The sequence below is a fragment of the Flavobacterium sp. FG68 genome, from assembly GCF_057808895.1.
The window spans coordinates 105,317-118,369 of record NZ_JBMDIY010000002.1 but is presented as its reverse complement, the minus strand read 5'-3'; the positions used below and the strand labels follow the sequence as shown (position 1 = coordinate 118,369).

Below are 13,053 nucleotides of genomic sequence, written 5' to 3'. Positions count from 1 at the left end.
CCTGATGGCTTTGGGTTTTTATTTTTCTTATTTTTTATTAAAGATCTGAATAGATTTATCCGAAACATAAAAAATGTTTTGTGTTGCAGGATCTACTTCATAAATTGGTTTGTTATTGTTGAAAATAATTTTATCAACTTCAAGACCGTCTACTTTACTCACTTTTACAAGAATTTTTTCTCCGGTATCTGCTTTTGCAAAAATATAAGAGTAGTCTCTGTTTTGTTTCATAGCATTAAAACGAGAGTTAAATTTAGCCGCTACTATACCTAAAGCCGCTGATCCAGCTGCATAAGTTTTTGCCTGATCCTTATTTGTCTGATCTCCTTTTGCAACTACAGTTCTCATGTTACCGTCAGTATCACGATATGTCATAGTCAAATCAGCACCTTTAACTGAACTTACTCCAGAACCAACACCTAAACCAATGCTTCCAACAATAGCAGCACTTTTAATAAGACGTCTTGTTCCTTCTCCAGGCTGTGAATAAGTAAGGTGATATTTAACTGTACCATCCATATTAACCCCCATAACTTCAAGTGGTCCTGAAAGCACAACTCCCCAAGGGAATAATTCGATACTGTTTAATTCTTTTTCTTTTTTGATGTTTACTTTAGCAAATGGCTCTGGTTTGTCACTAATGCTTGGATCAAATTTGTACAATTTCTCGTCATTATATACTAAGTACGAATTTGTAGCTTCATCATAAGTAGGCAAAACCGGACGATCTTTGTCAAACGAGATATTACGTTTCCAAAGTTTAACACCTGTTTTATAATCTACCATGTTTCCGTAAGTTCCTGTAAGATACATTACTTTTTCACCAACTTTTCCTAAGTAATAAATTGGGTCTTCTTTATCATCAGAGATTTCGATGAATTTTTTCCAAAGTTTTTCTCCGTCTTTGTTGATCAACATCATTTCATTTTCTGCAACGTATAAGAAATCCTGATCGATAGGGATTACTCTTTTCAATCCGTCTCCACGAGCATCTTTTTTCCAGATTTTTTCTCCTGTTTTTAAATCAAAAAAGTTAAATCCGCTGTAATGTGCCACTAATATTTTTGTTCCCCAATCTTCCAGATAAACAACTCTTTTTGTTTTGATAGATTCTTTCCAGATACTTTTTCCTGTTTCTGTATTCAATACATTTAAATATTGTTTATTCGAAAAAGTTCCAGTGTTATTCACTACAACAATATTTTTATCATTTTGAGTTAAAAAGAATTTAGAATAATCTTCTTCTCCTTTCCAGTTTAATTTTCCTGTCGCTCTGTCAAAAGAATATAATTTTCCGTACAGTAAATAGTAAATTACTGATCCGTGTACTGTAGCAACGTTTGTGTTTACAGATTCTTTTAAAGAAAAGCTAAATAATGATTTTGCTTTGTCTACAGTAGTAGTCCATTTTAATTCGCCAGTCGTCATATCCAATAATGCAATTGCCATGTCGCCATCTTTTTTCAAAGTAAGCAAATACTCATTTGTTTCAGGAATAAAATCTGATTGTGTTACCCAAAAAGATTCTTTTGATGAATTGTAAACCACTTTTCCAGTATCAGTATTAATGATAAGGTATTTACTATTGATGTAAGCTTCAACATAAGGACTTCCGGCAACGTTTGTTAAAGTGCTTTTATCATCAAAAAGTTTTGTAAGATCTGTGTCGGCTATGATATCCACTGCAGATTTACCTCCAAAATCCTCTTTGGTCAAAGTCCAAACCACTTTTTTAGTTTCAGGATCCAAACCTTTTACAGTTCCGCCTTCTTTAAAAACAACGATTCCTGTAATTCCGTTTTGTACCAAATCCTGTACGGCATTCTCTGTGTTAACAATTTCGTCGTATTTCCTTTGAGAAATGGCCGAAACGCTGACTAATAAAAGCAAAATAATCGAAAAAGTAATTTTCTTCATAGTGATTGATTCGTTAAAAAATTAATATTTGTTTGAGGCTTATCGTTCGCGAATTAACTTATTAAAAGAAAAATTAAGATTTTTTTAATAAAAATTCGCTGCACAAATATATAAAAATACGAATCAGTTTTAAGAAAATATTTCTTTCAAAACTTCTAGTGATTTTGGCTTCTTGAATCCTTCTAAATGAAAGCTGTAGTAATCAATTAATACCTTCAATAAAATTTGTCTTTCGACTACGTGAAAGATTTTTTCGGTATTATCAAACTTTAAATCGATTAGCTTTTTAAGTAAGCCGGTTTCGTGTTCAGAAAGTACATTTCCTTTATTGAAAAGCGTAAAAACACCATCATTCATTTCAAAATGAGGCAGATCAATTTCTGAAACATCAGGATAAAAACCTAAGTATTTTGTGATTTCTAAAAGTAAAATCAAATGGAAATTAGAAATTTCATCATGATTATCAAGCCAAGTTAAAGCGGTTTCTAAAAACAAAAAAAGGGATTCGTTTTTTTCTTCTTCCTGAATAGAATAATGAAGTATTTCTGAAAGAAACATGACCATTGTACTTTTTACAATATCAGTATGAATGGTTTGAAAAGGGATTCCGTTTTTTATCTCTTTGAAGTTTTCAAGCGTTCCTTTGTTTTTATGAACGGCTTCGATTTCTAAAATGGACAACGGCTGGAAATAAGCAATTTTCTGATTTGCTTTTCTGCTCGAAAAAGCATCGCGCACAAAATAAGATTTCAGTCCGCTTGAAAGTGTAAAACATTTTACGATCAAGCTTTTTTCCTGAAATTTTAAAGATGAGATTACTATTGCTTTGGTTTTGACTTGCAACGAATTTTAGATTTTAGATTGTTGATTTTAGATTGAAGAAATCTAAATTAAAACTGAAAACTGTGACTGCGACTGAATACTATCGAATAATCATAACTTTCTTGACCTTTGTTTCGCCTCCGTCTTGTGCAGAAATAAAAACCATATATACGCCAGAGGCTACTTTATATTTTCCAAAGGCTGTTGTGTCCCATTCTATAGTTCCGCCTTCAGAAGTGGTTTCGTAAACTAAATTTCCTTCGATATCGGTGATTTTGATATTTGCTTTATCAATCAAGCCGGCCACTTTCACGGTTCCGGAATAACTTGGTCGAACCGGATTTGGGTATACATAAACGTTATTTAAATCTTCGTTTGCTCCGGTTGCAATTCCTTTAAAAGAAATCATTCCTTTATTGGTTGCTATAAAAACTTCTCCGGTTGCGCTGTTAATTTTAATATCGTTTATCGTATTACTTGGCAAAGGTGAATTATTAATTGTAAAATGATATTTGGTTTCCTGACCATTTGGCGAAACCATAAAAATACCAGAATCTGCTGTACCAATCCATTTATTGTTCGCGCCGTCAACAACAATCGAAGTAATAAACTGCTCGTACATTAATTCCTGAGCCAGATTATCTTCCAGAATAATGATTGGGTTTGCTTTTAATTGTGCCTCGGTCTGGAAATTTCCAACATTCGATAAAACTCTTAATCCTTTTGTAGTCCCTATCCAAAGCTGGTTTTTGGTATCGATTGCAACAGATCTTACATCGGCAATTGGTAAATTTCCTGCATCGGTACCAAAAGTCATTTTTTTGAACGTATTTGTGCTTTCGTTAAATGCAATTACACCTTCATTGCTTGTAGAAATCCACTTGACGTTATTTTTATCAATAACGATATTAGCATAGCTTGTACTTTCGGCATTACTTAAAATTGTACTTGTAGAATAACTCTGCCATTGACCATCGGTTTTTAAAACTTTCAATCCGTTTTTAATTCGGCTGTTTGTTACCCATAAATTTCCTGTTCTGTCAAATGCAGTTCCGTTAATACGAACATCAATATAATTTGGCCCTTCATAAGTCAAAGTTTCTAATCCGCTGTTTTTTTCATTGTATAAAAAATTCGGAACATCATCTTCAATTCGCAATAATCCAGAGAAAAAAGAGCTTGCATAAACTTGTTTTTCGTTACTTGGGTTTACAATAACGCGAGTAATTGACTTTGCATCATAAACTTCTGAATATGGGATATTTAACCATTTTGAGTTATTAAATTTACTTATACCATAACTATCTAAGTCATAAGGATTGTAATAAATATCATAATCTCCGTATACTGCCCAAAGAACATTTGGTGTCACATCTAGTGAAAAAATATTATTTCGTGAAGGACCTGCCGGAGTATTGTTTTCGAAAGTTCCAATTCCCGAAAGTGCGCCAGAAAATAATCCTTTTTCTTTTGTTCCGATGTAAATTATATCGCCAACTGCCGAAGCACAAGAAAACGTCAGATTGATATCCGGAAGTTGTGTATTAACTATCGAACGAGTTAAAACCATTTGATTGTTATACAAGTAAACCGAAGTTGATGTTGTAACAAACAAATTGTGATTTACCGCTCGCATATCAACAGAAGGCTGCGGAAGCTGCGAGAAACTAACAAAAATATTGGAGTTATATCGATGAATATTTCCGGTTGAATTAATTGCAATAAGTTCTGCATCTAGCGTCGCAACACTTGCCCAATTTCCTGTATTTACAACAGTCCACTGGCTAAAATCAATTAAATTTGGATTTGTAATATCTGCTCTTCTAATTCCGCTGGAAGTTGCAGCAAAAATAAATCCATTAAAAAAAGTGGTTTGTTTTACGCTGATTTCTGCACCATTATCTCCAATAAAATAAGTATCGCCAAATTGTGATGTCGTTAAATTAAACTGCACAATCCCGAAATCGCAGGAAACATACAATAATCCGTTATGCTCCATTAAATGGTTAATCTTTTTAAGACTTGCCGATAATTGTTTATTAATGATATCTACTTTTTTTATGATGCTTCCGTCTGTTTCGTTAATTATGATCATCAAACCATTTTCATAACCAACGATTGTTTTTTTGAAACTTTCGCTATGATATACTGCAGAAATCGTCTGTCCCGAAAGTCCGTCAACAGTTGTTATTGTTTTTATAACATTTGAAGCTGCATTTTTAGAAAACAAGGCATTTTCTGAAGCAGTAAAAACCGTTGTAGAAGATTCTGAAATATCTTTTATTTCATTAAACGAAAAATAGCCTTCCCACGACAATTGGCCTTGTGCAAAGCCAAATTGAGATAGTACTAAAAATAAAACGTAAAGAAACTTTCTTGTCATTGTTTACAAATATCGGATAGACAAATATACTACAAACGAAAGTATTTGATTTTTGTTCTTTAACTAAATAAAAAAATGCTCCCTATTTATCCTTAACAAGACAAATGAGAGCATTCTTCAATTGTAATTAATCTTACACTACACCCTGAGCAAGCATAGCATCGGCAACTTTAACAAATCCGGCAATGTTAGCTCCTTTTACGTAGTTTACATAACCATTTTCTTCTGCACCGTATTTTTTACATTGGTTGTGAATTCCAACCATGATATCTTTTAATCTTAAATCTACTTCTTCACTTGTCCAGTTTAAACGAATAGAGTTTTGTGTCATCTCTAATCCAGATGCTGCAACTCCACCAGCGTTTGCTGCTTTTCCTGGAGCAAAAAGTACTTTATTATCTAAGAAAAGTTTTATTGCATCTAAAGTAGAAGGCATATTAGCCGCTTCTGTCACACATAAAACACCGTTATCAATTAATTTTTTAGCGTCGTCTCCGTTCAGCTCGTTTTGAGTAGCACATGGAATAGCGATATCAACTTTAACTTCCCAAGGGCTTTTTCCTTTATGGAAAATTGCATTTGGATATCTTTCTAAATACCTCTCTGCTCTGTTATCGCCAGTTGCTCTCATTTCGACCATGTAATCTATTTTTTCTCCAGAAATACCTTCTTCATCCAAAATATAACCATCAGGTCCCGAAATCGTAACAACTTTTCCTCCTAATTCATTCACTTTTAAAGCTACACCCCAGGCAACGTTTCCGAATCCTGAAATAGCAACTCTTTTACCTTTAATTTCGTGACCAATTGTACGAAGCATTTGATCTGTAAAATAAACTACTCCATATCCTGTAGCTTCAGGTCTGATTAATGAACCACCGTAAGCAAGGCCTTTTCCGGTTAAAACTCCGGTAAATTCATTTCTAATTCTTTTATATTGACCAAATAAATAACCAATTTCTCTGGCACCAACTCCAATATCTCCTGCAGGAACGTCTAAGTCAGGACCAATATGACGGCATAATTCAGTCATAAATGATTGACAGAAACGCATGATTTCTGCATCTGATTTTCCTTCCGGATCAAAATCAGATCCTCCTTTACCCCCACCCATTGGAAGTGTTGTTAAACTATTTTTGAAAACCTGTTCGAAAGCCAAAAATTTTAAAACTGATAGGTTTACAGTGTGATGAAATCTGATTCCGCCTTTATATGGGCCAATCGCTGAGTTCATTTGAATTCTAAAACCTCTGTTTACGATTATTTCTCCTTTGTCGTCAACCCACGGAACTCTGAAAATTATAGATCTTTCTGGTTCAGCAATTCTAAGAAGTAAATTTTTACCGTCGTATTTTTTTCTTTCTGCGATAAATGGAATTACCGTTTCTGCAAATTCCCTAACGGCTTGAAGAAATTCTGGCTCGTTTGGATTTTTTGACTCCACAAGAGCCATAAATTCATTTATTTTTTGTTCCATTTTATAATAAATTATTCAAATAATAGTTTTAAACTTAATCAATTACATAAGAAAATACGTTTTAAGAAAACGTTTTCGTTATAACATACAAAGATATAGCAAAATCAACATGATTTGTTATTTTTTTTTGTTTTTAGAGAAGAATTGTGTATTTTTTAAACAATCTTAAAAATACAATTTTACACCTCCGATTTTACAGCAATTTACCGCCTTTAAAGTCAGAAAATTAAGTGTTTTGTTATTAAATTTTTAATAGAAGTATATATTATTTTGATTCGACTATGTTTTTTTTATATTTGCCAATATTTTGAAAGCCCCAAGAGATGTTTAAACACCTATATTTCACAATTTTCGCCCTATTTGGCATTACCACTATTGCCAATGCTCAGTCTAATCTGGCACAAGAAGTAGGAATTATTTTCGGCCCTGTAGCATTTCAGTCCGATTTTGGAGAAAGACATAATTTCGATACCAATGTGGGAAACACCGGTTTTGGTGTAGGAATTGTTCACTTTATTAACTTTTCTGCAAATAATAACAGAGAAAGTTTCTTCACAGAACATTTTAAAGTTAGATCCGAATTATCTTTTAATACCACAACTCTTAACCATTTTGGCGGTTATATTGAAACTGCAAAAAACAAATTGGCTGTTGCGCAATTAAAAGCAATGAGTGGTAAATCTACTTTATTAAATCTTGGAGCTCAGTTAGAATTTTCTCCATTTATGAAAATTCACGATTTCGAAAATACAGCAGGCGGTTTTAGCCCGTATTTTAGTGTCGGATTCCTGGCAACTTATTATACTTCGAAAGTAAGCTCAACAATGGGTGAATTAGGACTTCCGTCAACAACTTTCCCTAAATATTTAACGCCTTCAGATGGTCATCAATATGGTTTTGCAAGTGAAAGCGGAGTAGCTTTAGCGGCAACAGCCGGTGTTGGATTCCACCTTAAATTAACTCAAATGAGCGATGTAATGTTTGAAACTCGTTTTCAAGCTTTTAGTTCAGACTGGATTGATGGTTTAAACCCGAACAAAGATCTTTATGAAGAAAACAAGGCTAATGACTGGCAGGTTTGGTTTAATGTTGGATACATTTATTACTTAGAATTCTAAAGAAATTCCAAAATAAAAAAATTCCAAATTCCAAAATAGTTACAATTGGAATTTGGAATTTTTTTATTGATTTTTTTTTAAGACAATGCTTGCTCTAAATCTGCAATTAAATCTTCTGCATCTTCAATACCAACACTTAATCTTACTAAGTCATCAGTAATACCAACTTCTGCTCTTTTATCAGCAGGAATTGAAGCGTGTGTCATTAAAGCCGGATGATTTGCAAGCGATTCTACACCTCCTAAAGATTCAGCCAGAGTAAATACTTTCAATTTCTCTAAAAACGCAATAGAATCTTCTTTTTTACCAGATTTGAATGTAAAAGAAACCATTCCGCCAAAAGCTTTCATTTGCTTTTTTGCAATTTCATGAAATGGATGATTTTCTAATCCAGGATAATAAACTGTATTTATTTTTGGATGTTTAGTTAAATACTCCACTATTTTTTCTCCATTTTCACAATGTCTCTGCACCCTTAATGCCAAAGTTTTTATTCCTCTTAAAACTAAAAAACTGTCCATTGGCCCTAAAGTTGCACCAGTTGCAAATTGCTGAAAATGTAATTGTTCTCCTAAAGCTGCATCTTTTACAATTAAAGCTCCGGCAATAACATCAGAATGTCCGCCTAAATATTTTGTAGCCGAATGCATAACGATATCTGCACCTAAATCAAGAGGTTTTTGTAAATATGGGGTTGCAAAAGTATTGTCTACAGCAAACCAAATTTTATGTTCTTTAGTGATTTTTGCCACTTCTGCAATATCAGCTAATTTCATTAACGGATTTGTTGGCGTTTCTACCCAAACCAATTTTGTGTTTTCATTGATTAATGATTTCAATTTTGCAATATCCGTCATATCAACAAAATGGAATTTTATTCCTGAATCTTTATAAATTCTTGAAAACATACGGTAAGTTCCGCCGTATAAATCATCCATTGCAATAACTTCGTCACCTGCTTTAAATGATCTTAAAATACAATCTGTAGCGGCAAGACCAGAAGAAAAAGCCAGTCCGCGTGTACCATTTTCAATACTTGCTAAAGCCTCTTCAAGAGCTGTACGAGTTGGGTTTGATGCGCGGCTGTATTCATAATCTGCCAGAGGTTTTCCCGGACTTGTCTGAATAAAAGTTGACGTTTGATACACCGGCGGCATTACCGCTCCTGTACTTGGATCATGATGCTGGCCACCATGTATTACTTTTGTATTGAATTTCATATAGTTATAAATTTTAAATCCATAATTGTCGCACAAATTTACCGCTTAATTTATTTTATCCTGATACAACTTCTTACCTTTGTAGATAATTAACACTTTTTGATATGAAAAATTACATATTTATAATCTTTTTGTGTTTGATTTTTACGAGTTGCAACAAAGAGCTTTCATTTGAAAATGAAACGTTTAAAGAAAAATCTACTATTCCGTGCAAAAATGATTGCCCGAAAATCACAATAGAAGTCCCAATTGCTAAAAATAAAAAGATCATCGCTGACAGTATTAATAAAAAAGTTTTCAATGTAATAAAAGAAATCATCTATTTCGGCGAAGACTCAACAAAGGTCAACGATTATAAATCATTGTCAAAATCTTTTATTGCTTCTTACGAAGAAATGCATAAAAAATTCCCGCACGATACTTTTGGCTGGGAAGGAAAAATAACAGGAAATGTCGAATTTGAATCAGAGCAGATTTTAAACATCAAAATAGATCATTATACTTTTACCGGCGGCGCACATGGCTACCAAGGTTTCAGGTCTTTATTATTTAATCAAAAAACCGGAAAAGTTATTTTTAACGATCAATTGTTTAAAAATGAAAAAGAATTTAAGGCTTTCGCCGAAAAAGAATTCAGACTTAAATATCAAATTCCCGAAAATGCCAACATAAACGCAACAGGTTTAATGTTCGAAAATGATAAATTTCAATTGCCTCAGAATATTTTCTATACTTCAGCAGGTTTACTTCTTTATTATAATTCATACGAAGCCGCATCTTATGCCGATGGCCCAAAAGAAATTGTATTTCCGTATGATAAAGTGAGTAAATATTTGAAATTTCAATAAGAAAAGCATTGGGTTAGACGCACTACTGTGCGTCTCTACAGAAAAAACCTTTGAACCTCTGAACCTTTTCTACTGAACATCATATTTCATTTTACGCAAAATTCTCAATGCCTCTTTAAATGAAGAATAAATATGTTTATAAGGTTTTAAAAGCAGTTTGGCATCGATTAATTTTTGCTTGGCATCATCAAAACCATTCAAATAGCAGATCATAAAAGTTGAAGGAAGATTTTCAAGATCTATTAATTCACGGCCAGATAAAGAAATCCCTCTTTGCAATTTTTGGAGCAATGCAATATTTGCATTGTAAATATGAAATAACATTCGTTTATTGAATTCAGGCGGTTGAAAAAGCATTTTACGGTCAATTTTATAATAGCCGTTATCAAAAAAGTGGATGGTTTGTTCTTCTAGCGGATAATAACTTGTTTTATCATTTAATCCAAGCGGAACATATTCTGTAATTGTAAAAGTATCATCATCAAAGAAAATTGTAACCACATCCTGCGCCGAATAAAAAAGTTTAACCTGCTCATTAATTAACTCAATATCTACGCGGGATAAAAAGGTTTTATCTCTGGATTTTTTTGGAACTCCCGCCCAGCAAATCACAAACAATTCTTTAAAAACATTGTATTTTGGCGACATATCTTTATGCCTGAAATTCATAAAATCGATTACGCCGTCCAGCGTATATTGAATACTGTTTCGGGAACTATTTTCGATTCCAATTACCGTTTCTGTATTCTGATTATTTTTTTCGACTTCTTCATGTTCTTCCACAGGAATGGAATTACTGCCGCGTCTTATAAAAACACTATTGGCTAGAATGGTATGAATTCCTTTTTTAAAATAGGAAATTTTGCTTTTAGGCTTTATCGTAACCAAACCAATTACTTTATCTTTTGGAAGATTGGGAAATGGTACGTTTTCGTATTGAATTTTTGGAGGATTTTCTAAAAATGCATTTACGAGATTCTGAATTCGGCTGTCATCGAAGAAATCGTCGCCTACAATTTCGTTATCCTGATCTTCTACTCCAACAACGATATAAGAGTTATTCGCCGGATTTGAATTGGAGAGTGCGCAAATGTGTTTTAAAAACTTTCCTTTGCCTTCTCGCGAATGTAGATTCAACTGCCTTTTTTTGTCATAAAAACTGCTCTCGTCATTGTGAGCAAGTAAATTCTTTATCAAAAGGCGTTTATTAATCATAGTCTAAGTTTTTTTGCCACTAATTGCACTAATTTATACTAATTAAAACTTGTAATCACTTTACTTTCAATTCTATTACTTTAAACGTAAAAAAGACGCACTGCCGTGCGTCTTTACAATAAAATTTTATCAGATATTTTTCTTGACAATCGTTGATGATGCCTGCGCGGTACTCATCACGACTAAATCAGCGATATTTACGTGATACGGTCTTGAAACTACAAAATGAATAATATCTGCAATATCTGCTGCCTGCAGCGGATCAAATCCTTTATATACATTTGAAGCTCTTTCTGTATCTCCTTTAAAACGCACTTCACTGAATTCTGTTGCTACCATTCCCGGATGAATTGCTCCGACTCTTATTCCAAATGGATTTAAATCGATTCGCATTCCGGCTGTAATAGCATCAACAGCATGTTTTGTTCCGCAATATACATTTCCATTTGGATAAACTTCTTTCGCAGCAGTTGAACCAATATTAATAATATGTCCGGAATTTTTAGCTGTCATTTTCGGAATCACCGCTTTTGAAACATATAAAAGTCCTTTTACATTAATATCAATCATCGCATCCCAATCGTCTAAATCTCCTGTTTGAATTGGATCTAAACCATGAGCATTTCCGGCATTATTGATCAAAACATCAATATCTGAAAATGCATCTGGCAAAGCACCAATTTTTTTCAAAACATCATTTTTATCACGAACATCAAAAGAAAGCGAATGAACTTCTGTAAAAACAGAAAGTTCTTTTTCCAATTCTTCTAAACGATCTTTACGTCTTCCGCAAAGAATAATTTTATAGTTATTTCTAGCTAGAATCTGAGCGGTAGCTTTTCCAATTCCGCTTGTAGCACCAGTAATTAAAACTGTTTTTTTCATTCTAAGTATTTGTTTTTTTGCCCACAGATTTTACAGATTTAAAAAATCACAGTGTAAACCTGTTCAATCCGTAAAATCCGTGGGCTAATATTTTTATTTAAGCAACATCGTCACCCATACTTTCTGTCCAGATCGCAAACCAGTCTTCTTTGTCCATTTCTAATTCAGCAGCTTTTACTAAAGATTGAATTCTGGCAACGTTAACTGTTCCTGCAATTGGAATAACTGCTGCCGGGTGTTTTAAAATCCATGCTAATAAAAGTGTATCTGCTCCAAGATGATATTTTTCAAGCAATGTCGAGAATAACTTTTTCAAACGACGTGTTTTTTTGGTGTCTTCTCTAAAAACAGTTCCAAGTGGATTCCATGACAATGGACGAATTCCGTGTGTCTGCATATAATCAAGACTTCCGTCAACCATTGGTTCAAAATGAGTTGCAGAAAATTGTACCTGATTATAGCTTACTTCTGTTTTCTGGCGAATTAACTCCGTTTGTGAACTTGTAAAATTCGAAAGTCCGAAATCTAAAATTTTTCCTTCCGATTTTAATTTTTCAACTGCTTCTGCAATTTCATCTGCCTGCATTAACGGACTTGGCCTGTGCAGTAAAAATACATCAACGTAATCTGTTTTCAGTTTCTTTAAAGATTCTTCAACAGACCAAATGATATACTCTTTAGAATAATCGTAATGTTTGATTTTGTTATTACGGCTTTCTGTTACCAGCTGAATTCCGCACTTTGTAATTAATTGTAATTTTTCGCGCGAAATTTTACTAGCTTTGAATGCTTTTCCAAAATCGGCTTCGGTGGTATAATCTCCGTAAATATCGGCGTGATCAAAAGTTGTGATTTTGTTTTCGATACAAATTTGTATCATGTTTTCCATTTCTTTTGGTGAAAGGTTTTTATCCCAAACACCCCAATTCATAGTGCCCGAAATTATAGGCGATAATGCTGTTTTGCTCATGGTTATATTGAGTTATTTTTGCTAATAAATATGCTTTTATAAAACATAATCACCAAAGTTCTTAAAAATATAAAAATAGATTCACAATTCGTCCTTAAAATTAGGTGATTGGTCGAAGTTTTAACCATTCTTTAACATCTTACTTCTTAAAAAATATTCAATTTGCACTCTCAAAAATTAGGCGTAAAAATCAAGGTT

At 33.3% G+C, this 13,053-nt stretch carries 10 protein-coding genes; 2 read left to right on the top strand and 8 right to left on the bottom strand.

What is annotated here, in order from left to right; translation table 11 throughout:
• Nucleotides 1-27 precede the first annotated feature (27 nt).
• The 4 genes from ACODSB_RS01875 to gdhA form a co-directional block, all read right to left on the bottom strand.
• Entirely contained in the window at nucleotides 28-1,917 is a 1,890-nt protein-coding gene (locus ACODSB_RS01875; protein WP_488935796.1) for an outer membrane protein assembly factor BamB family protein, read from the bottom strand.
• Between the two features lie 129 nt (nucleotides 1,918-2,046).
• The gene (gene recO / locus ACODSB_RS01870) at nucleotides 2,047-2,760 is read right to left on the bottom strand and encodes a DNA repair protein RecO (RefSeq protein ID WP_488935795.1); all 714 of its coding nucleotides are present in this window, start codon (nucleotides 2,758-2,760) and stop codon (nucleotides 2,047-2,049) included.
• 79 nt (nucleotides 2,761-2,839) lie between these two features.
• Entirely contained in the window at nucleotides 2,840-5,122 is a 2,283-nt protein-coding gene (gene porZ / locus ACODSB_RS01865) for a type IX secretion system anionic LPS delivery protein PorZ (RefSeq protein ID WP_488935794.1), read from the bottom strand.
• 133 nt (nucleotides 5,123-5,255) lie between these two features.
• Entirely contained in the window at nucleotides 5,256-6,599 is a 1,344-nt protein-coding gene (gdhA, locus tag ACODSB_RS01860) for an NADP-specific glutamate dehydrogenase (RefSeq protein ID WP_053473359.1), read from the bottom strand.
• Between the two features lie 323 nt (nucleotides 6,600-6,922).
• On the opposite strand from gdhA, the gene ACODSB_RS01855 reads away from it, so the two are divergent.
• A complete protein-coding gene (locus ACODSB_RS01855; protein ID WP_053473360.1) occupies nucleotides 6,923-7,717 on the top strand; it encodes a THC0290_0291 family protein in 795 nt (264 codons plus the stop codon).
• Between the two features lie 77 nt (nucleotides 7,718-7,794).
• Here ACODSB_RS01855 and ACODSB_RS01850 read toward each other — a convergent pair whose 3' ends face one another.
• Nucleotides 7,795-8,937: a cystathionine gamma-synthase gene (locus ACODSB_RS01850; protein WP_488935793.1), complete on the bottom strand. Its 1,143-nt coding sequence runs from the start codon at nucleotides 8,935-8,937 to the stop codon at nucleotides 7,795-7,797.
• Nucleotides 8,938-9,041: 104 nt separating this feature from the next.
• Here ACODSB_RS01850 and ACODSB_RS01845 point away from each other — a divergent pair, with 104 nt between their 5' ends.
• Nucleotides 9,042-9,785, top strand: a complete 744-nt coding sequence (locus ACODSB_RS01845) for a DUF3298 and DUF4163 domain-containing protein (RefSeq protein WP_488935792.1) — start codon at nucleotides 9,042-9,044, stop codon at nucleotides 9,783-9,785.
• Nucleotides 9,786-9,854: 69 nt separating this feature from the next.
• On the opposite strand, the gene ACODSB_RS01840 is transcribed toward ACODSB_RS01845, so the two are convergent.
• The 3 genes from ACODSB_RS01840 to ACODSB_RS01830 form a co-directional block, all read right to left on the bottom strand.
• On the bottom strand, nucleotides 9,855-11,000 hold the full coding sequence (locus ACODSB_RS01840) for an ATP-binding protein (protein ID WP_488935791.1): 1,146 nt from the start codon (nucleotides 10,998-11,000) through the stop codon (nucleotides 9,855-9,857).
• 129 nt (nucleotides 11,001-11,129) lie between these two features.
• Nucleotides 11,130-11,885: an SDR family NAD(P)-dependent oxidoreductase gene (locus ACODSB_RS01835; protein WP_488935790.1), complete on the bottom strand. Its 756-nt coding sequence runs from the start codon at nucleotides 11,883-11,885 to the stop codon at nucleotides 11,130-11,132.
• Between the two features lie 97 nt (nucleotides 11,886-11,982).
• Nucleotides 11,983-12,855, bottom strand: coding sequence for an aldo/keto reductase (locus ACODSB_RS01830; protein WP_488935789.1), 873 nt, complete (start codon nucleotides 12,853-12,855; stop codon nucleotides 11,983-11,985).
• Between the last annotated feature and the right edge of the window lie 198 nt (nucleotides 12,856-13,053).

Bases quoted from the DNA above. Each gene is read 5' to 3' on its own strand.
- ACODSB_RS01875 (WP_488935796.1), bottom strand. From the start codon at position 1,917: ATGAAGAAAATTACTTTTTCGATTATTTTGCTTTTATTAGTCAGCGTT.
- porZ (WP_488935794.1), bottom strand. From the start codon at position 5,122: ATGACAAGAAAGTTTCTTTACGTTTTATTTTTAGTACTATCTCAATTT.
- gdhA (WP_053473359.1), bottom strand. From the start codon at position 6,599: ATGGAACAAAAAATAAATGAATTTATGGCTCTTGTGGAGTCAAAAAAT.
- ACODSB_RS01855 (WP_053473360.1), top strand. From the start codon at position 6,923: ATGTTTAAACACCTATATTTCACAATTTTCGCCCTATTTGGCATTACC.
- ACODSB_RS01850 (WP_488935793.1), bottom strand. From the start codon at position 8,937: ATGAAATTCAATACAAAAGTAATACATGGTGGCCAGCATCATGATCCA.
- ACODSB_RS01845 (WP_488935792.1), top strand. From the start codon at position 9,042: ATGAAAAATTACATATTTATAATCTTTTTGTGTTTGATTTTTACGAGT.
- ACODSB_RS01840 (WP_488935791.1), bottom strand. From the start codon at position 11,000: ATGATTAATAAACGCCTTTTGATAAAGAATTTACTTGCTCACAATGAC.
- ACODSB_RS01835 (WP_488935790.1), bottom strand. From the start codon at position 11,885: ATGAAAAAAACAGTTTTAATTACTGGTGCTACAAGCGGAATTGGAAAA.
- ACODSB_RS01830 (WP_488935789.1), bottom strand. From the start codon at position 12,855: ATGAGCAAAACAGCATTATCGCCTATAATTTCGGGCACTATGAATTGG.